We start from the raw sequence: 20,369 nt of genomic DNA on the forward strand, positions 1-20,369 counted from the left end.
GACTCGCGCGTGTCATCGCAGCCGGGTTGGTGTGTTGAGTCGGGCCATGAGTTCGCGGTTGGCCGCCCGGGCTGCGGCGAGGTCTTCCTCGCGTTCGTCGAGTTGTTGCTTAAGGTCGAGGTTGTGCTGCTCGAGCTGGCTGATGCGCTGGTGGAGGGCGTCGATATCGGTGCGGGCGCCGAGCCCGGACTCGCGCCACGTCTGTTCACCGAGCGCTTCGGACAGCCGCTTCTCCAGCTGCTGGATGCGCGCGCCGAGCCGGGCGGCGCGTTCGTGGGCAGCGAGCAGATCGGCCTGCAGTGAGGCTCGGGTGACCCCAGGGCCGGTGTGCTCACTCGGGACTGGATCTGCTTGCAGCGCATGGATTTTCTCGAGCAGGTCGGGGTGTCGGTAGAGGAATGTGCGGTCAACGGCGGCGGCGCGGGCGATCGCGGTGGCGCTGAGCCGGTCGCCGGCGGCGGCGGCTTGGTCGATCGCGGCCAGCACGCGCCGGCGTCGGCGCATCGAGTCGTCGCGCCGGCCGTCAAGCATCGATCGGGTGCGTGTTGTCGACGAGACGGATTGTGCGGGTGTGTGATTCGACGTGGTAGCGGTGGTGGTCATGCGGTGGCCTCCGAGGCGATGGTTGTCGGTGCGGGTGGGGTGAGGCTGGGCATGCCCAGCGGGACGGTGTGGGCCGCGCGGTGACGGCGCACGATAGCGATCGCGTCGTCGATGCGGGCTTGCTCGGTCTCGTTGAGGTCGGCGACGTCTGCTTTGATGCGGTTGATCAGCCGCCGGATGCGGGTGATCTCCTCGTCGGTGGGGGTGGCATCGGCGCGGGCCCAGTCATCGACCCCGTCGATGGTGGCGGCCAGCCGTTCCCGGGTGCGTAGCAGATCATCGAGGTAGGCCTGCAGGTCGGGCAGGAACGCGATGTTGGTGCGGAAGTGATCGCAGCCCACGCAGCGGAACCGGACCGGGCAGGCCCCGCCGCCGGCCTTGACGTTGGTGGGTTCGGTGCAGGTGCCGTAGGGGACGGCGACCTCGCCGACGGCGTGGCGGGCGCGTTCGGATTCCAGCAGCATGCGCGCGTCACGCCAGATCCGGTTGCCGTGCCGGTCGAAACTGAGCGCGGTGACGGTGTCGACGGCGTCGCGGCGACGGTCCTCGCCGATGCGGTAGTAGCGCCGGGTCATGGAATAGCTACGGTGATCGAGCAATTCGGCCAGAACGTCGATCGGCACCCCGGCATCCGCGTGACGTTGGGCATAACAATGCCGATAGGCATAGGGCGTGACCTTGGTCTTGTCGACCTCGACCCCGTCGCGGGTGCGCAACACGGGCAGGGTCGAGATCCACTCGCGGTGCCGGTTGTCGAGCGTATCGATGCTGATCGGCTTTCGCCCCTCGGGGTTGCGGCGTGGTGTGGGCAGCAGTGTCAGTTCTGCGGGCGGGGTGTGAGGAAACATCGCCCGCACCCGGTCCTGCTGAGCGGCAATGACTTTCGCGGTAGCTTCGCCGATCGGCACACGCCGTCCGAGACGGTTGGCCTTGGCGTTGTCGTAAACCAGCACCGCCGATCCGTCCTTGTCGCGGTGCAGGCAGTTCAACGGCAAGGCGAGAATGTCCTCGGGCCGGCGCCCGGTGTCGATGCCGATCTGGGTGGCGACCCGCACCTCGACGGGTTCGAGGGCATCGAGGTGGGCGCACAGGATGGCCAGGACCTCCGGTGGCAGGTCGCGGCCGGGTTCGCCGCGTTCGGGTTCGGCGGGGATATCGCCGCGCTCGATGGCGAAATCGCCGGCCAGTCCGGCGGCTGTCTGCCCCGGCCGGGTCAGGCCGAGGGCGCGGATCCCGGCCAGCACCTCGCGCATGTCACGGCAGATGCCGTTGCGCCGGTATCGGCTGATCTCGCCGACGGACTCCAGATAAGCGAGTCGGTTGAGGAAATCCTCGATGTCGCTGCGGCCCAACGCCGAAGCGACGAGTCCACCATCGGGTCTGCGGCCGAGGAACTCCGACAGCAGCCGCAGCGCGTTGATCTTGCCGCGCACTCTCGCGGCGCCGCGACCTCGGTGGCGCGGGAGTTGTTCTGCTGCCCACCGCTTGACGGACTGGGCCAGCCAGGCCTGGCCGATCCCGGTGAACGACAAAGACCCGCGATGGCCGAAGACCGCGAGATCCCATGTGTCCTTTGCCTGTTCGCTGCCGGGATCGGCCAGAGCCCGCCGGACGTGCTGGGTCAGGGCGCTCCGCAGCGACCGCACGGACTTGTTGCGGGTGATCTCGGCCCGGTCGGTGGTGATCGAGGCGGCCTGTCGCCGGCGCAGCCCGTCGCAGAGCACCCGCAGCTCTACCTCGGTGATCTTCGCCCCGCCCCGGACGCGCTGCTGAACGCCGAACAGCACCTCGACCACCACCAGCACCGGCAGCGCGCGCAGGTTCACCCGCCCGCACTCGGCCACACCCGATTCCTGGGCTTGCCACCGATGCGAATCGAACTCAGGGTTGGTACCGAGCGCGCTACGCCAGCGCTGGTAGTGGGTGTTGCAGTAGCCGCGCGCGCTGTCGGCGGGCCGGGTGCACGCGGCCACCGCGCACGCGGGCATCGGCGGCAACGGCCGCACTCGCGGGTCGGCCAGGAACTGCTGCATCGACACCGGCGGTCGCCGCAGGCGGAACTTCTTGGCGTGCGGCTCGCACAACACCGCGTGCCGCACCGTCGGCACACACCGGCATCCCGGCACCGCGCACCGCGTCGCGGACGCGGGTTCGGCGGGCAGGCATGCGGCAGCGGCGATCTCGGCCGTGTTCATTCCCCGCCGAGTCAGGCGCGTGCAGCACCGATGACACACCGTGAGACCGGATTGCACGGTGTTCTGGCATCCCTCGGCCCGGCACACCGTCCGGCCCAACAATCGATGCTCCGCGAGCAACGACAACACCCTGGTCCGCGGATCCCACCCCGCCTCGTCCAAGAACCTGCGGTCGAGCATCCTCGCCAGCCGCGCGGCCGTGCCGATCACCACGACCCCGTCCAACACGTGCGGGGACTCGCCGCAGTCCTGCTCGACCGCGATTCTTTCAGCCAGCCCCACGGCGGTCACCGGGTCACCTGGGCCTGCTCGCGGGGACTGGGCACCGCATCCACGGCGGCCCGCAGCCGGGAGGAGTCCGGATGCAGGTAAACCTGCGACGAGGACACCGCGGCGTGGCCCATCAGGTCGGCGACCACATCGATCCCGGCCCCGGCATCAACAACGTTGCTGCCGAAGGCATGTCGCAACTGGTGGGGCCGCACCGCGACGTCGAGTCCGGCCCGCCGGGACGCCGCGGCCATCAACTCGCCGATCGCATCCGGCCGCATCGGCGCACCGATCCTGCCGCGGAACAGGTTAACGAACACGAAGTCACTGTCGGCGGCGCCGGTGACACGCATGCGTTCGAACTCGTAGACGTCGAACAGTTGCACCACAAGGAAATCCAGCGGCACCACCCGCTCCCGCCGCGACTTGGCCCAGGCCTGGTTCGGGTTGTCGTCTCGGCGCACCACATGCAGATGCGCGCTCGACATCGCAGCCCAGCCGCCGCGAGTCCACCAGCAGGTGCACATCGCTGCGCCGCAGCCCGCACACCTCCCCGCGGCGCAACCCGCCCCGCGCCATCAACAACACGATCAATCGGTCCCGCGCCGACCGGCACGCCCGCAGCAGCGCGACGATCTGCTCGTCGCTGGCCCGATCGATCGTCGTCTCCGGTTCCCGCAGCCGATGCCGGGCCCGCATCCGCCACGCCATCCGCCCGTCCTCGCCGCGGGCCTCCGCCGGCAGGTCCCGGTCATCGGCGACCTCATACAGCATCGACACCAGCCCCGCCGCGCCGTGGCCGGTCGCCACCGCGTGCACCACCATGCCCCGCACCGCGGTCAGCACCCCGTTGATCCGCGACGGGCCCCGCACCGCAGCAGCGCCAGGTCCGGCCACCACCACGCTCGCGGCGTCATCGACCGATGACCGGGCGTGAGCCAGCCACGTCATGAACAACGCGAAACCCTCCACACCGGCCTGCCAGGACCGGCCCGACCGGGCACACCAGCGCAGGAACAACGCGATCGAATGCGCATACGCCTTCGTCGTGGACTCGGCCGCGTCGTGGCCGAACCGCAGATGCCGCAGATACGCATCGGCGACATCAACCACCTGCAGGTCCTCATCCAGCACCGTCCAATACCGTTGCCCGGACGGCAAACTCACCGGGAATACTCGCATGGGCTCTCACTTTCGGGCCGACAGTCACAAACAACTACCAGCCACGAGCACCACACCCCCGGAGAAACGCCGAGCAACCCGCCCGATCATGTAGATCGAGCAACGTCCCGCAACAGGTCAGGAAACCCCGGAGAAGGGATGCGGATCGGCGAGGTACTTGGTTTGCGGCACAACGACATCGCCTCCGCTGAGCATGAAGTAACGGTGCGGCGACGCGACAACGCCAATGGCGCGCGCGCCAAGTCACAGACCGTCCGCACGATCCCGGTCAGCAGCGCGTTGATCCGATTGTTCGCCGACTACCTTCACACTGAGTACGGCGATCTGGACAGCGACTATGTGTTCGTCAACCTGTGGGGCCGTCCGCAGGGGCATCCGCTGACCTACGCCGCGGTCTATGACCTGGTGCGGCGGCTGCGCCGGCGGACCGGGATCGACTTCGACCCGCACTGGCTGCGACACACGGCCGCAACCCGGCTGCTGCGCGACGGAGTCAGCATCGAGGTGGTCGCGCATCTGCTCGGACATGCGCACGTGGCGACGACGACCACGACGTATGGGCACCTCACCGTGGAGGACGCTCGGCGGGTCATGGAACAGGCCGGTTGGTTCACCGATGGGCAGGTGCGGCTGTGAGGGCGCCGTCGCTCAAGCCTGCCGGCCCGTCGGGGCTGCTGGGCAAGCTGATGGCCGAGGTCCGCAACGAATTCCGCAGCAATGTACTGGAATTCGGGCCCGAGGATCCGGTGTTTGGTGGAGCCGAGTGCCGGGTTGAGGGGTGCGAGCGAACCGCCCGTGGACGCGGCCTGTGTGAAGGACATCGGCAACGGTGGCATGAAGAGGGGCGTCCGTCGCTGGAGCGGTTCGCCGTGTCGACCGATCCGCGGTGGCGGCGGCGACAACCCAACCAGCGCTGCCGGGTGCCCGGTTGCGGTTACGGCTCTGCCCGTGGCGGCATGTGCGGGCTGCACGCGCAACGATGGGAACGAGCCGGGCGCCCCAGCCTGGCGGGATGGCTGGCCGAACCACAGCCGTTCAAGCAGCCAGCGCCGGGCGCGACCTGCCGCATCCCGCATTGCGAGCTCTGGCCGCAGGGCACGTCTGCGTTCTGCCAAACCCACACCAATACCTGGAAGGGTCAACGGCAGACCCGACATTGACGAGTTCGCCGACCGCTTCGCCGCCGAAACCCCGCTGGCCAGCGAGCAGATCCGGCTCGACCGGCTGACCGGTCAGCTGAAGCTGGAACTGCAGTACGTGCTGCAACGCCGTCACGACGATCGGCAGGGCAAGCTGACCCCGGACGTGGTCATGCGCGTCGTGAAGGCACTGGCCGCAATAGGCGTGGGCTCCCTGCTCAACCACGACGAGGACATCTGGCACGACTGGGCTCGGTCGACGATCAATGACACTCGCTCCCGTGGGTTCCTCAGCTACGCATCCCGGGTGATCGCCGACCTGGCCGAAGCCGGCGGCTGGGACGCCGAATACCCGCGCGATGTCTGGCGCATGCGCCGGCTCGGCTACGACGGAGACCGCACGCTGCGGTTCGGCGGTATTCCGCAGCCGTGGCTGCGGGATCTGGCCAAGCGGTGGGCCCGGTGGCGGCTGTCGACCGGATTGGGCCTGGAAGCCGGCGGCGGCAGGCCGGTCGTTGTGCTCACCCGCTTCGCCGGGTTCCTCGCCGACATCGGCGTCGAGAGCATCGACCGGATCGACCGGCCGGTGCTGGAGCGCTATCTGGCCAACCTGCGCGGCGACTCCATCGGTGCCCAACGTCGCGGGACCCATATCGGGCTGCTCAACCGGTTCTTCGCCGCCGTTCGCCAACACCGTTGGGACACAGACCTTCCCGCAGACGCGATGTTCTTCGCCGAGGACTACCCGAAACGCGACGAACGGTTGCCTCGGGCACTGGCCGAACAGGTCATGGCTCAGCTCGAGGATCCCGACAACCTCGCCCGATTCACCGATCCTGCCCACCGGTTGATCACGATCATCTTGATGCGTTGCGGGCTACGGATCACCGATGCGCTACGGCTGCGCCGCGATTGTGTGGTCGCCGACGCCGAAGGTGCTCCGTATCTGCGCTACCTCAACCACAAGATGAAACGCGACGCGTTGGTGCCCATCGACGTGCAGTTGCGCGAGCTCACCGCCGAACATCGCAACCGCACCGCCCAGCGTTGGCCGGCAGGCACGCCGGTGTTGTTCCCACGGCCGACGAAGAACATTGACGGCACCCACCCGATCGCCAGCCCCACCTACCGGATGGCGCTGTTGCGCTGGCTGTCCGTCTGCGACATCCGTGACGAGCACGGCCAGCCGGTGCACCTAACCCCGCACCAGTGGCGCCACACCCTGGGCACCCGGCTGATCAACCGCGACGTCCCACAAGAGGTCGTGCGACGCATCCTGGACCACGACTCCGCGCAGATGACCGGGCATTACGCCAACTATCAGAAATTGCATCAGACGGGCGCGTCTCCGCTGGTCGCCTGCTGAAGCAGATCTGGCTATGGTGTCATGTCGCCTACAGGACAGGGCGTCCCACCTGCATTGCTTGCATATCGCGCCCGTTGGATGCATGATCCTTTCGCCGGACGGTTGCGGGGATTCAGGTTGGAGGCGGCGTGGTGCGGGCAGATCTGGCTGGGTCGGCGCATCTGGAGCTGGTCTCCGGAGTTGTGCAGTTGCGTCCGGAAGACGCTGTGCTGGAGGCGATGTTGCGCGGATGGCGTGCCCAGCAGGTTGCGCGTGGTTTGCGGGAGGAGACCATCGCGCCGCGGGAGCGGTTGGTGCGCCGGTTTGCGACGTTCACTAACGAGTACCCGTGGCATTGGCTGCCGGGTCATGTCGACGAGTGGACGCAGTCGTTGATGGCGGAGTCGCATCTGGCACCTTCGACGATTCGCGGCTATCAGACCGAGCTGCGATTGTTCAGCGAGTATTTGTGCGACGGCCGTTATAGCTGGGTTGCGGTGTGCGAGCAGGAGTTTGGTTCGGGTGTGCATCCGGTGCCGATCTGCCATGAGTGGAACACGATAGAGCACCTCAATGGCTACGAGGGCAACCCAGAGGCCCGGCCATTCACCCGCGAGGAGTTGCAGCGGTTTCTCGACTACGCCGACGACCAGGTTGAGCGTGCGGTGTGCGCGAAACGCAAGGGCGCGTTGGCCGCCTACCGGGATGCGACGTTATTCAAAGTGGTGTATGGGTGGGGCCTGAGGCGGACCGAGACGGCGAAGCTGGATGTAGTTGACTGGGGCCGTAACCCGGCGGTGCCGGAGTTCGGCCGGTTCGGGATGCTGCATGTGCGCTATGGCAAGTCGGTGCGCGGGCAACCGCCGCGGCGACGCAACGTGCCGTCGGTCATGGGGTGGGCGGTGGAAGCGGTCGCCGACTACGTCGACAACATCAGGCCCCGTTTCGGGTGCGAGGACCATCCGGCACTGTGGGTGACCGAACGTGGCGGTCGCATCGCCCCGGCAGAGATCAACGCCCGCTTCGTCACATACCGTGACGCGCTCGGGCTACCGAAAACCCTTAGTCCACATAGCCTTAGGCATTCGTGGGTGACGCACCTTACTGAGGAGGGCTCCATCTGTCGTCCAGCCAGGTCTATCGGCTCGTCGTCGAGCGACCCGAGCGGCTGAGCCTGAATATTCTGATGGCGCTGCTGGACGTCCTGGACTGCCGGATGGACGAGCTGATCGAACCGGTCGCCGCAGCCGCGCCGACGCGCAAGAAACGTGCCGCTGGCGGCGCCGACGCCGGTCTGGGCGGACTGCGGCCAAAACGCGCTCGCATCAGCGGCATTGAAAGCTAAGCAATGCCAAAGACATTCGCATCTGAGGTGCTCGCCGACCCGATCGGGGTCATCGTCGATCTGGTGCTTGGCGAAAAGCCCGGGCTGGATCGACGCACGGTCATCGGACTGGTCGAGGCGATGGCCGGTGGACGAGCGAAACGGCGCCGCCTCGCCCAGGCATTGCTGGACCGGCCCGCAGTGTTGACCGACGGGCGCTCGCCAGCGCCACGTGGGATTGGTGAGCTGCTGATCGCGCTGAATGCGGCTGGCGCCATGCATATTTCGTCTCCGGTTTGCGCAGGTTGCGGCAAGCATCTACACACCCTGCAGCGACGCGGGGATGACTGGTATTGCGCGAAGTGCGGTCCTCGACGAGAACCCTGCACAATATGCGGCTCGAGCAGGCCGGTTTACCTTCGCGACCGCGACGGCCGACCCAGGTGTTCACGATGCCTGCCCGATGACGGGCGGGATCCGACGCCGCTCATCGTCGACGTCGTGAGGCGAGCAGACCCGAGCTTGTCGGGTGAGGAGATCAACGCGGCAATCGAGGCGGTGGTGCCGCGTGCCGGACGCCGATACCGATTGGCGTGGGCATTGCAGCAGCGACCCGCCCTGCTGACCGGCGCCGGTGCCGAGGCGTCTGATCCTGCGGTGCTGCGGTTGATCGACCAGCTCGGGGACGCCGGAGCGAAAGGCATTGTCCACCCGGCCTGCCCCGGTTGTGGTCGAATCATCCACCTGCACCGGCCTATCGGCGGAAAGTGGTTATGCCGCAGCTGCACCGCCAAGTCCCGTGCCCAACCATGCGCTCGCTGCGGCGCGCTTCGCGAAGCCGCCACCCGTGACGAACAGGGCCAACCCGTGTGTCCGAGCTGCCTGGTCACCGATCCGATCAACCAGGAAGTCTGCGTGGACTGCGGCCGCCGCCGACCGGTTAGTATCCGCTGCGAGGACGGACCACGCTGCGCCAGTTGCCGCCCGCCGACGATCGCCGAATGCGCGATCTGCGGACGGACCGCGCCGAGCACGATTTCAATTGCCACCGGCCGCCCGTGGTGCGAAGCCTGCCACAAGCGGTGGGCCCAATGTATTTCGTGCGGCGAGTTCCGCCCTATCCGCGGCGGCACGCTGGCCGAACCGCTTTGCGCCGAATGCGTTCGTGACGAGTCCGGTTTCTGGCGCACCTGTCCCGGATGTGGTCAACGCGGCCGCCGGTATACGAGCCGGTGCGCCCGCTGCAACGTGCAGCAGCGGCTGCGCGAGCTGCTCGGCGACGCCCGCGGTGACATCCGCCCCGACCTGTGCGACCTCTACGAGGCCCTGGTCGCGGTCGAACGTCCCAACACGGCCGCGGTATGGCTCGATAACGGCGGCGGTCCCGCCATCTTGCGCGAGCTAGAGGCCGGTCAGCGCGTGCTGTCGCACGAGACGCTCGACGAACTGCCCGCGGGCAAGCCGGTCGAGCACCTGCGCAGCGTCCTGGTCGCGATCGGCACCCTGCCACACCGCGACGAACAGATGCTGCGGTTGCAGCGCTGGACCGCCGCCCTCATCACCGAACGCGTCGATCCCGAGGAGCGCGGCCTGCTGCACCGCTACGCCGTCTGGCACGTCATCCGCCGCCTGCGTGCCCGCGTCGGCGACACCGACACCACCTACGGGCAAGCCCGCGCCGCCAAGCGCTCCATCAGATCTGCAGCTGCCCTACTGGATTGGCTGCCGCGCATAACCTTAAGCTTGCCACTGCCCGACAGGGAGATCTCGACCGGTGGCTAACCAGCGCCGCCGCCGGCCAGCGTCGCGACAGCGGCAACTTCGTGCGCTGGGCACGCCGAAACAGGCTCACCCGAGTCGAGCACGCCGCCCAACGATGGGACGGCCCCAGCGGCGTCATCGACACCGAGACCCGCTGGGAACAAGCACGCTGGCTGCTACACGACGACACGATCGACACCGCCGGCCGTGTCGCTGCCCTGCTGGTGCTGCTCTATGCCCAAACCGCCGCCGCCATAAGCGAACTGACCATTGATGACATCGAACTCACCGACGAAAGCGTCCGGTTGCGGCTCGGACACGAGCCGATCCTGATCCCAGCACCGCTAGACCGACTGATCCGCGCCCTGGTCTCCACCCGATCACCTCACGCCGCCGTCGGCCGCCCTCGCAGCTCGCGATGGCTATTCCCCGGCGGGCAGCCCGGCCGCCACCTCAGCGCCTTCCGCATGGCCGAACGACTCCGTCAACTCGGCATCCAAGCCAGCCGCGCACGTTCCGCCGCCCTGTTTCAACTCGCCACCGACCTGCCAGCCGCCGTGCTGGCGCGCACCCTGGGAATCCACATCAGCGTCGCCGCGACCTGGCAGCGCGCCAGCAGCGGCGACTGGACCACTTACGCAGCCGAAATCAGCCGCCGATCACCCACTGAGATAAGGATGCGGGTCACGTGACAGACATGCGGGCCGGGCGGATCGGCGTGATCGGCGCGGGAATTGCGGGCCTGGTCACCGCGAAAGTGCTGCGCGAGGACGGCTTCGAGGTGATCGTGTTCGAGAAGGAGCAGGCGATCGGCGGTGTTTGGACCCAATCGCGGACCTATCCCGGACTGCGTACCAACAACTCACGCGACACCTACGCATTCTCCGACCATCCCTATGACCGATCAGCCGACATCTTCCCGAGCGCTGAGCAGGTGCGCGCGTATCTGGCCTCGTATGTGGCCGGTTCGAGTTGGCCCCGCTTCTTCGGTTATCGACTGAGGTGGTGCGGGTGTCTCGCCACGGTAACGAATTCACGGTAGAAAGCTGTGGCCCAACGGGTTTGAGCACCGTGGTGTGTGACTTTGCGGTGGTATGCGCGGGAACCTTCTCTGAACCGGACATGCCTGCGATCGACGGTGCCGACCGGTTCACCGGGACGGTGGTCCATTCAAGCCAAGCGACCAATCCTGCCCTGTTCGCGGGGCGACGGGTGGTGATCGTGGGCGCGGGCAAATCCGCGCTGGATTGCGCGGCGTGGGCCGGGTCGCACGCGCAGGAATGCACGCTGGTGTTCCGAAAGGCCCACTGGATGATGCCCCGCTACTTCCCGGGAGGTATTCCCGCCGACCGGCTGACTCTGGGACGTTCGACCGAGGCGTTCTTCCGCTACCACCACCCCAGCCTGATGGAGAGGTTGTTGCACGGGCCGGGCAAGCAGCTGACCAACTTGGTCTGGCGGGTGGTGAGTCTGCTGTTTCGATTCCTGCTCAGGATGCCTGCGGCCATGGTGCCTGACGAGCCGATGCCTACTGGAATCGAAAACCTGGGGTTCGGCAAGGAGTTCTACGATATGGCCCGCCGCGGTCGGCTGGTCCTGCGGCGTGACTCGGTCGCGGCCTTTCTCGGCGGACCGCAGGTCCTGCTGGCCAGCGGCGATCAGATCGCTGCCGACATCGTCGTTTTCGCCACCGGCTGGCGCCAGCCGTTGTCGTTTCTAGCGCCCGAACTGCGGACACCCGTTGTCTCCGACGGGCGATTCCAGCTCTACCGGCATATCCTTCCGCCCACCGAGCAGCGCCTCGGGTTCGTGGGCTACGCCTCATCGACCGCGTGTCAGCTCAGCTCAGAAATCTCAGCCCACTGGCTTTCACGATGCTTCCGCGGCGAACTCGCACTTCCCAGTCTCGATGAAATGCAGACTGAGATACGACGCGTGCAGGCCTGGCTGGAGGAGGTCATGCCAGCTCGACCGCAGGGCTATCAAATCGGACCGCACCTGGTGCACCACATCGACGACCTGTTGGCCGACATGGGATTACCGACACGGCGAACCAGCAACTTCGTCAGCGAATATTTCGGGTCGTTCTCGCCGACACGCTACCGAAACCTCGCCCAAGAACGGCGCCCGGCCCGCGGTCGCAAGATCGACCGTCGCCGCTACTACTTGAGCGCCCAGCATGCTCTTGCGGCATTTGCCGCTCTCACCCTGGTTGGTGTCCTTCGCCGACACAACGCGACCCGGCGCCGGACCAACGAACACCCCGATCGGAACCAGACATGACACCGACAGACTCGGACCCGACCAACCTGGCATTCCGACAGTTGCGATATCCGACGTCGCCAGAGCGTCCGTCGGCGACATTCATCGAGGACGCTTATCGGCGTGCGGTCACCTCGACCTTGGCCGAGCTCAGCGGAGAGGACGGGACGGCATGAAGATCCGGTGGCGGTTGCGGATGGCGGCTGCGCAGCGTGAGGTGTGGACCGGAACCGAGCTGCGGCGACTGCTGGCAGAGAAGGCCGGGGTGGAGATGTCGGCGGCGTCGGTGTCGGCGCTGTTCACCAAGGAACCCAGCCAGATCAAGCTCTCGACGCTGATCGCGTTATGCACCGCATTGCAGTGCACCCCCGACGACCTGTTCGAGACCGATACCACCCCGCTCGAACGGCCCGCCACTCCGGCGCGGTCGGTTCCGTCGGAACCGAAGACAGCCAACGTGCGGGGCCGGTCGATGCCGCCGATGTAGATTCGGCGAAGCTTCGGAACGGGTTGCGGCCGATGGGGAAAAAGCAACGAGACTGCGTCGACTGCGGAGCCCCGGTCGGATACCTCGGCCGCGAGCATTGCTGCCTGTGCACCCGCCGGTTACGGACGCAGGCGGCCAAGGCGCAATGCCCACGCTGTGGGCGCGACCGGGTGCTGGTGTCGGCGGTGGGTCGGTGCGTGCTGTGTTCGCGCTGTTGCCGGGAATGCGGCAGATCGATGCGGTTCCGCAACGAGGTGGTGTGCCGGCCGTGTCAGAAGCGGGCCAAGCTCGCGGCCGCGAGATCGACCTGCCCGCGCTGCGGAAAACCAGGCTATCTGCGCGAGTCGACTGGGTGGTGTGGCTCGTGCTCACGACCCGGTCCGCCGAAGGATCCGCCCCGGGTCTGCGTGTCCTGCGGCGAGTTGCGCCGCCACGTCGGGCGCGGCATGTGTGGGCGATGCTGGCAGCGTCGCCCGGACCGGCCGTTCGTGCGTGGCGAGACGCTGGCCGCCCGGCTCGCCGAGCCGCCGGGCTGGCTCGATGATTTCGTCGCGGACCTGGCGACGCATTACTGCCCGGCGCAGGCATGCAAGCTGCTCACCACGTTGGCACGGTTGCTCGCAGACGATTTCCCAAATCACCCGCAAAGCGTGCTCGAGCGGGCCCGCACGCCGGGTCGGTCGATGGGATCGCTGGCTCGGGCGTTGGAGGCGTTCTTCACCGAACGTGGTTTGGCGATGGCCACCGACCAGGCCGACCGGCTCGCCGCCGGGCGACGGCAGAGGCGGATCGACAGCGCACCGGCCGGGATGCGTGGCGCTGTCGCGTCCTTCGCTGAGTCCATGCTGCACGCGCGTGAACGCGCCCGCCGTGCGGGCACTCGGCCCCGTACCGACCGCACCATCGAGTCGGCGCTGACGATCGTACGTGATCTAGCCCGCTTCCTCGATACCCAACGCGGCAAACAGGATTGGGCCCTCGCAGACATCGCCGATATCGAGGCGTTCCTCGCCGAGCTGCCGAAAAACCGGGCCCGCCGCCTGGCGGTGCTGCGCCAATTCTTCCGATTCGCACGCAACCATCATCTGGTGCTCATCGATCCAACCCGCGGCGTCACCATCAAGCGGCACAGGGCATTTCGTGGCCGTACTCTCACCATCCCCGAACAGCGCGTGCTGTTTGAGCGCTGGAGCGGTGATTCGGCAGTGCACCCACACGAGGCGCTGTTCGGGCTGCTGGCAATACTGCACGGCGCCTCCAGCAGCGAGGTGCGTCAGCTACGGGTCGAGCACATCGATACCGTCAATCGCTCGATCACCCTCGGCAGACGTCCTCACCCAGTGCCGCTCGACCCGGTCAGCTGGGCCGCGCTGCAGCGCTGCCTCGAGCACCGCGACACGCTGCGCACCGACAACCCGCACGTACTCGTCACCAGGGGCACCAAGGCCGATCGACGGCCGGCTTCCGAGGCCTACATGAGCCACCTGCTCGACCCGTGCGGCCTGCCGCCCAAGATGCTGCGCAGTACGCGACTGGCCGATCTCGTCAACACAATGGACCCGAAACTCGTCGCCGCAGCATTCGGCATGAAACCCGAAGGGGCGATGATCTACCTCGCCGATCAGCTCGACGATGGCCGATTGCTAGGACGGCGCTGATGTAGTGACCTCCAGCAGGGCGGGGATTTCGCGGTATCGGGGTCTCGACGGCTGGGAGGGGCTTGCGCTGGCTGATATTAATGGGATCGTAGGTGGCCTGGTGGCCTGGTGGCCTGGTGGTCCCGATCAGGCGATGGCCCAGCCCCCGGCCGCTGAATGCAGGCCCAGGCTGGCCAATCGGGCGAGGTTGATCGCGCCGGCTCGGGCGAGGATGTCGGTCAGGATGCGTTGTTGTCCGCGGCAGCGAGCCTTGCGACCACCCCAGGGGCGCCGGGTGAAGTGACTGATCTTGCGTTCCACAACCGGCCGATACGTTCGGTAATCGGTCTGCCAGGCCGGGTCGCGTTGGCGGGCCTTGGCCAGCTGTAGGGCGGCCTCATGGGCATGGATGGTGATCACCCGTCCACGGCGGGCTTTGGTGCATTGCGCCCGCAGCGGACACGACCCACACAATGCCCCGAAGCGAGCGACCTGCTGACGCCGCCCGGTGCTGATGGCCACAGTGTGCTCGGCCGGGCAGGTGACGGTGCCCGCAGTCAGGTCGATACCGAACTGGTCTTTGGAATAGCCGTTGGCGTTGCGCACCGGGGGCACTTTGGCGCGCATGTCATGGCCACGTTGGGTCTGCTCATCGAGGGTGGCCCCATCAGCGTAAGCCGAATCGCCATACACCTCAAAGACATTGGGCTCCGACTCGTTTCGCACATGCTCACCGTGATCGGTGATCGTTTCATCGGCATCGGCATCGGCATCGGCATCGGCATCGGCATCGGCATCGGTGGCGGCATCGGTGGCGGCGGAATCGGGTGCAGCACTCGTGGTGTCGGTGACCGGGTTGCCCAGCAGCTCGTCGATGACCTCACGGTCGGCGGCGTTGGCCGCGGTGACGGCCACCGCGGTGATCAGCTCGTCATCGGGATCGATACCCAAATGGGACTTGTAGCCATCGAAGGTCCGCGCCCGCGACTTATGCCCATGGCGGGCCTCGGTATCAACGGTGGAGATCAGCCGATCCCGGGCCACCCGCCTCGCGATGCGAAACACCCCGTCGTCGCCGGCCTCGACGTCCTGGCCGGCCACCAGCGCCAGCAACTCGACCGCCTCACCGAGTGCCCCGTCAAGCTGGCGGCCATCGCAGGCCTCCAGTGCTGCCTTGGCGTCGCGCACCAGCGCATCGACCAAGGCTTCACGCGCCGTGGGATCGTCCCAGTCACACGGTGGTTTTCCCAGGCTGGCGTAGTCATCGTCGCGGGTCAGCACGGTGCGCACCGCACCGGCCACCTCCGGATCGGCCCGATCGGCCACCGCCAGTAGTTTGCGGATCGCGGCCCGCAGCTGGATCACCGTGTCCTGGGTGGCCACCGCATCCAACAGCGGAGTGGAATCGAGCACCCGGCGCCGTCCCCGCAACAACCCCGCCGCCCGCGCCGTGGTGTGTTGACGTCCTCGAACAACCGCCGTGGCCGATCCGATGCGCGTAGCCGGTTGCGCATCCCGACCAGCACCGTGGGATGAAACGCCTCCGCATCCACGGTCAACCCGGCGGCCGCTTTCCAGCGCAGGTCAAAGGCCAGCCGGTCGCAGGCCTCCCGATCCGAAAGCCCCTCGTAGGCCTGCAGCAGCATCACCGCGGCCATCACCCGCGCCGGCACCGTTGGCCGACCCAACGCCGAACGCTTGAACACATCAGCGAAATAATCGTCGTCGAACAGTGCACCGCCGTGGTCGGCCAGCAGCCGATAGATGCTGCCCGCCGGCAGCTGATCGCCGACAAGCAGCATCACGTCATCGAACCGGCCCTGCCGATTTTCCCGTCCCAAAGCCACGCATCTGATCCTCGCCGCCCATCCATGCGAAACCCGCTCAGCCACGCCGAAAGTCAGCGACTAAAACAGCACCGTCCTAGACCAGCTTGCTGAATCCTGACAAGTGCGAACGTGTCACGCTTCGGCAGCGCCTACGCACAGGTTCGCGCGAACATGTGCGCTTTGGAGGGTTCTCGGTTGGAGGTCACGATGGTCGTTTTGGCGCGGTGGCGTTCGACGATGATTTCGTAGAAGTCGCTGGTCTCTGTGGCGCCGAGGGGTCTGAGCGCAAAGTCGTCGATAATGAGGACGTCGATGGTGGTGAGTCGGCGGATCTCGGCGTCGACGGTGTTGTCCAGGCGGGCGGCGCGCAGCCGGGTGAACAGCTTGTCGGATCGGGCGAACAGTACGGAGTTGCGTCGGCGAATTACCATGTGTCCCAATGCTGTTGCCAGATACGTCTTGCCTACTCCGACCTCGCCGGTGATCACGCCGATGCGGCGTTCGGCGATGCACCAGCCGATGCGGGCGAGGGCTTCGTTGTGGGCGCTGTGGCGGTGCAGCATGCCGGGGGCCAGGTCGCGGCCGAACGGCGTGCGCGAGAAACCGTAGTAGGAGATCAGGTTGTCCATCATCGGGGTTGGGCCTCTTCGCCGGTGAGTAGGTCGAGCTGGCCGGGGATCTGGTCGGCCCCAGTCAGGGCGGCGTAGTTGACGCCGCGGGCCAGTTCGGTCTGATGCGCGGTCTCGATCAGCCGCGCGTAGTCGACACCAGTGGGTTTCGGTGGTATCGACGGGGTTTCGGGTTTGGCCTTGGGGTGCGAGTGCCGCCCGATGTGGTGCGGGATCGCTAGCCCCATCGGCACGCCGGCCAGACGCACCTCGATGCGGGTCAAATCGAACGGGTCGAATACCAGCTCCACCTTGCGCCCAACCAGTGCGGGGTCGACCTCGTAGCTGTTGCCGTGCAACGAGACGGTCGCCGTCTTGGTGACGCGGCGGTGCTCCTCCCACAAAAACGCCTCGGTGAGCGCCTCCGGGGCGGGCAGGCCGACCGGGCCAGACGCGCACCAGCGGGCCAGCGGGGTCTGCCCGGTTTCGGAATGGACGGTGCGGTGGTAGACAGTTTCGACCCAGGCCGCAAAGAGCCGGTTCAATTCGGCCAGATCGGCGACGTGGTGGCGTCCGGCGACGTCGGGCTCGCCGGTGATCTCGACCAGGAACTGCTCACGCACGGTCCTGAAAAACCTCTCTATCTTCCCTCGCCCTTCCGGCCGATGCGGTGTCGAATGCACCAGGCGCACACCGAGTTTCGCGCACGCCCTCAACAACCACGTGTCTATATAGGCCGATCCGTTATCGACATACACGGCCTTGGGGACGCCGCGCGAAGCCAGCGCCGGGCGCAGTGCGGCGGCCAGCCGCACGGTGTCCTCGGCATACCCCCACCGATAGCCGGGCAGCAGCCGGGAATGATCATCCAAGAACGCGAATAAATAGGTTTTACGGGCCGCGATCGCGATGCCGTGCAGCGCATCCCCGGTCCACAGGTCGTTGGGGTGCTCAGCCTCGAACCGGCCGAACACCGGCGCCGACCCGCAACCGGTGCCGGCGGTCAGCCCCAACCGGTGGAAGTTGCGTTGCAGGGTCCGCTCATCGGGCGCCCAGCCCAACTGGGTGAGCAGGATCCGGCGGATCGCCGCGGCGGTGCGGGCGGGGTTCTCCCGACGCAGCGCCACCGCCAGCTCCAGCACTTCGGCCGGGGTGCGCGGCGTGCATTGGCGCGGGCTGGGCACCAGCGCATCGAACCCGCCGGCACGCCAGTCCCTAATCCACCGATCGATGGTCTGCCGCGAGATCCGCACCCGCCGCCCAAACGGGTCGGTGTGCTCGCGCGACGCCAACTCGCGCACTATCTTTCCCCGCTCCTTGGTGGAGTGCGCCGGCTCGGCGGCCTCCCGGATCAACTGGTACCGGAACAATCCGATCACCCGGGCCCGCTCGGCCCGCACCCTCGCCTCATCATCGCCGACCACCACCGGCCGCCTCCTTTGCTGTCTTTTAAACACACGACAGCGCACAGGATTACGGCCTCATCTGCCTTGGCGGCAGGGTCGACTCGTGTTGCACCCACTCCCCGGGCCAGCCCGACGCCAACAACCGGCCACCGGAGACCGCCACCGCGACTTCGGCCAGCGACACCTCGGGCAGCGCGAACCGGCGCTCGATCACGGACGAGGACGAAGAAGATATCGCCGATTGGTCCGTTGCCGAAGACCGCACGACCGACCCGCGACAAGACCGATGGATATTCAGTGACATACGGCGTTGCATGAGTGACGTACGCGAGATAGGCGACACCGGCCAGCAAGAACCCGAGAATGCAGGCCATCGCGGTGAGCACTCGACGTGCGTTGACGCCCTGCGGCTTTCGGAAGACGTCGACTGTATTTGGAAATCGCCTCAACCCCGGTCAATGACGAACCCCCGTTGGCGAACGAACGCAGCAAGGTCAGGATCGTGGCGCCCATCACCAAGCCGTTGCCCTGCTGTACCGGCACCGTTCCGGCCAGGTGATGCGGGTCGTACACCGGTAATTCCCAAAATATTTCGCGAATGACACCCACCACGATCGTCAGACTGATCATGGCGATGAAGGAGTAGGTCGCCACCGCGAACGGCATTCCCGCTTCCTTTAAGCCACGCAGGTTCAGGTAGCAGATGACAAGCACCACGCCAACCGTGATGGCTAGGCTGTAGGGACCCAACACCGGGATCGCCGACACCACCGCCACCGTTCCAGCCGCCGACTGCACTGCCACCGTGACCACATAGTCGATCAACAGTGCAGCGGCCGCGACCTGCGCGACCCGGGGTCCGAAATTCTCCCGCGCGCCAACGCCGCCAGCCCGGCCTGGGGCAGCAGTTCGATCAAGATCTGCTCCGGGCCGTATGCGGTCGATGAGATTGCGTCCGGTGAAAGTGCCCCAAGCGCAACGGGATTCGACAACTTCTCGGATGTCAGGTTCTCGGTAATCAGCGGCTTTCCCAGAAAGACGCGCTTGGCTATGTCCCCGACAGTCGCCGGGATACGCTGCTTGCCAGTCGAAGTTGTCACGACCACATTCTTTACCCGAGGTTGAGCGCTAAGGAAGCACTTGGCAACGCCTTCGATGCATTCTGCCGCCCGCCCCCTCCACGCGGGTGCGCAAGCTAAGCGAGGCGGCCGGCCGCGGCGGCGACGCGCTCGTCAGTGGCGGTCAGCGCAACCCGCACATGCTGTGCACCGCGCGGGCCGTAGAACTCGCCGGGCGCCACCAGGATGCCGCGCGTGGCCAACCACGGATGCTGTCCCGGCATGGCTCACCGCGGGTGGCCCACAAGTAGAGTCCTGCTTCCGAATAGTCGATAGCAAAACCGGCTGAGCGCAGCGCCGGCAACAGGGCCGCCCGCCGCCGCGCGTACCGCTCGCGCTGCAGCTTTTCGTGATCGTCGTCGTCCAGCGCGGCCACCATGGCAGCCTGCACCGGCGTCGGCACCATCATTCCTGGCATGTCTGCGTACTGCCAGCAGTTCGACGACCAGGGCGGGATCACCGGCGACGAAACCGGCCCGGTATCCCGCGAGCGACGAGCTCTTCGAGAGCGAGTGCAGCGCTAGCAGCCCGGTGTGGTCGCCATCGCAGATGGACGGATGCAGCACCGACAATGGCTCGGCATCCCAGCCCAATCCCAGGTAGCACTCGTCGGAAGCCACCACAACGCCACGATCGCGCGACCACCCCACCACCTTGCGCAGGTGTTCGGCGCCCAGCACGCGCCCGGTCGGGTTGCTCGGGGAGTTCAGATACACCAGTGTCACCGATTGCGGGCCCAACTGGGTCAGCGAGTCCGCGAGCAGCACCTGCGCTCCCGCCAGCCGGGCGCCGACGTCATACGTCGGATACGCCAGTTCCGGCGCCACGACCACATCCGCTGGGCCCAGGCCCAGCAGGGTCGGTAGCCAGGCGATGAGTTCTTTGCTACCGATCACCGGCAGCACGGCCGCCTTGGTCAGCCCGGTGATGCCGAAGCGGCGGTCAAGGGCAGCCACTGCCGCTTCACGCAGCCGCGCAGTACCGGCGGTTGCCGGATAGCCCGGCGCGGAACTGGCGGCCGCCAACGCCTCTCGGATCACCGGCGCAACCGGATCTACCGGAGTGCCGATGGACAAGTCGACGATGCCGTCCGGATGGGACCCGGCCAGCGCCTCCGCCTCGGCCGACGTGTCCCAAGGGAAATCCGGCAGGGAGGCCGACACTCCCCTGCGAGCGGGTGGTACCCCCAGTCGGCCCATCCCG

General features: G+C 67.0%; 15 protein-coding genes and 6 pseudogenes. 11 read left to right on the forward strand and 10 right to left on the reverse strand.

The features are described from left to right. Positions 1–12: 12 nt before the first annotated feature. From AB8998_RS04820 to AB8998_RS04835, 4 genes are all read right to left on the reverse strand, one after another. Positions 13–531: a hypothetical protein gene (locus AB8998_RS04820; RefSeq protein ID WP_007168435.1), complete on the reverse strand. Its 519-nt coding sequence runs from the start codon at positions 529–531 to the stop codon at positions 13–15. Positions 532–599: 68 nt separating this feature from the next. Continuing rightward, positions 600–3,089 carry a tyrosine-type recombinase/integrase gene (locus tag AB8998_RS04825; protein WP_007168436.1) on the reverse strand — a complete coding sequence of 830 codons (2,490 nt, stop codon included), beginning with the start codon at positions 3,087–3,089 and terminating at the stop codon, positions 600–602. Then, on the reverse strand, positions 3,086–3,457 hold the full coding sequence (locus tag AB8998_RS04830; RefSeq protein ID WP_369736903.1) for a tyrosine-type recombinase/integrase: 372 nt from the start codon (positions 3,455–3,457) through the stop codon (positions 3,086–3,088). Before AB8998_RS04830 ends, AB8998_RS04825 begins: the two co-directional genes overlap by 4 nt. Continuing rightward, entirely contained in the window at positions 3,393–4,235 is an 843-nt protein-coding gene (locus AB8998_RS04835) for a hypothetical protein (protein WP_369736904.1), read from the reverse strand. The genes AB8998_RS04830 and AB8998_RS04835 overlap by 65 nt, the downstream gene beginning before the upstream one ends. Positions 4,236–4,385: 150 nt before the next feature. On the opposite strand from AB8998_RS04835, the pseudogene AB8998_RS04840 reads away from it, so the two are divergent. The 11 genes and pseudogenes from AB8998_RS04840 to AB8998_RS04890 form a co-directional block, all read left to right on the forward strand. Then, positions 4,386–4,886 (forward strand): annotated as a pseudogene (locus tag AB8998_RS04840) (tyrosine-type recombinase/integrase); the annotation flags it as partial. Further along, a complete protein-coding gene (locus AB8998_RS04845) occupies positions 4,883–5,410 on the forward strand; it encodes a hypothetical protein (RefSeq protein WP_224112849.1) in 528 nt (175 codons plus the stop codon). The pseudogene AB8998_RS04840 and the gene AB8998_RS04845, both read left to right, overlap by 4 nt. Positions 5,411–5,507: 97 nt before the next feature. Further along, a complete protein-coding gene (locus AB8998_RS04850; RefSeq protein WP_369736905.1) occupies positions 5,508–6,755 on the forward strand; it encodes a tyrosine-type recombinase/integrase in 1,248 nt (415 codons plus the stop codon). A 128-nt stretch (positions 6,756–6,883) separates the two neighbouring features. Then, positions 6,884–7,906: a tyrosine-type recombinase/integrase gene (locus tag AB8998_RS04855; RefSeq protein ID WP_369736907.1), complete on the forward strand. Its 1,023-nt coding sequence runs from the start codon at positions 6,884–6,886 to the stop codon at positions 7,904–7,906. 14 nt (positions 7,907–7,920) lie between these two features. Continuing rightward, complete coding sequence (locus AB8998_RS04860; protein WP_369736908.1) at positions 7,921–8,079, forward strand: hypothetical protein; 159 nt, start codon at positions 7,921–7,923, stop codon at positions 8,077–8,079. Positions 8,080–8,082: 3 nt separating this feature from the next. Beyond that, complete coding sequence (locus AB8998_RS04865) at positions 8,083–9,840, forward strand: hypothetical protein (RefSeq protein WP_369736910.1); 1,758 nt, start codon at positions 8,083–8,085, stop codon at positions 9,838–9,840. 41 nt (positions 9,841–9,881) lie between these two features. Next, on the forward strand, positions 9,882–10,511 hold the full coding sequence (locus AB8998_RS04870; RefSeq protein WP_369736911.1) for a hypothetical protein: 630 nt from the start codon (positions 9,882–9,884) through the stop codon (positions 10,509–10,511). 5 nt (positions 10,512–10,516) lie between these two features. Further along, positions 10,517–10,861, forward strand: coding sequence for an FAD-dependent oxidoreductase (locus AB8998_RS04875; RefSeq protein ID WP_369741421.1), 345 nt, complete (start codon positions 10,517–10,519; stop codon positions 10,859–10,861). Further along, positions 10,831–12,102, forward strand: coding sequence for an NAD(P)-binding domain-containing protein (locus tag AB8998_RS04880; RefSeq protein WP_369736913.1), 1,272 nt, complete (start codon positions 10,831–10,833; stop codon positions 12,100–12,102). The genes AB8998_RS04875 and AB8998_RS04880 overlap by 31 nt, the downstream gene beginning before the upstream one ends. 151 nt (positions 12,103–12,253) lie before the next feature. Continuing rightward, entirely contained in the window at positions 12,254–12,568 is a 315-nt protein-coding gene (locus tag AB8998_RS04885) for a helix-turn-helix domain-containing protein (protein ID WP_144955196.1), read from the forward strand. Positions 12,569–13,056: 488 nt separating this feature from the next. Further along, complete coding sequence (locus AB8998_RS04890; RefSeq protein WP_369736418.1) at positions 13,057–14,226, forward strand: tyrosine-type recombinase/integrase; 1,170 nt, start codon at positions 13,057–13,059, stop codon at positions 14,224–14,226. A 126-nt stretch (positions 14,227–14,352) separates the two neighbouring features. Here the strand turns inward: AB8998_RS04890 and AB8998_RS04895 are convergent. From AB8998_RS04895 to dapC, 6 genes and pseudogenes are all read right to left on the reverse strand, one after another. After that, positions 14,353–16,052, reverse strand: a pseudogene (locus AB8998_RS04895) (transposase). A gap of 161 nt (positions 16,053–16,213) precedes the next feature. Then, positions 16,214–16,666, reverse strand: a pseudogene (locus AB8998_RS04900) (ATP-binding protein); the annotation flags it as partial. After that, positions 16,663–18,069, reverse strand: coding sequence for a DDE-type integrase/transposase/recombinase (locus AB8998_RS04905; protein ID WP_007168461.1), 1,407 nt, complete (start codon positions 18,067–18,069; stop codon positions 16,663–16,665). The gene AB8998_RS04905 and the pseudogene AB8998_RS04900, both read right to left, overlap by 4 nt. Positions 18,070–18,115: 46 nt before the next feature. After that, positions 18,116–18,268 (reverse strand): annotated as a pseudogene (locus AB8998_RS04910) (hypothetical protein); the annotation flags it as partial. Then, a pseudogene (locus tag AB8998_RS04915) lies at positions 18,261–19,148 on the reverse strand (APC family permease); the annotation flags it as partial. The pseudogenes AB8998_RS04915 and AB8998_RS04910, both read right to left, overlap by 8 nt. Before the next feature lie 95 nt (positions 19,149–19,243). Further along, positions 19,244–20,329, reverse strand: a pseudogene (dapC, locus tag AB8998_RS04920) (succinyldiaminopimelate transaminase). Between the last annotated feature and the right edge of the window lie 40 nt (positions 20,330–20,369).

The organism is Mycobacterium sp. HUMS_12744610 (assembly GCF_041206865.1).
GTDB lineage: Bacteria > Actinomycetota > Actinomycetes > Mycobacteriales > Mycobacteriaceae > Mycobacterium > Mycobacterium servetii.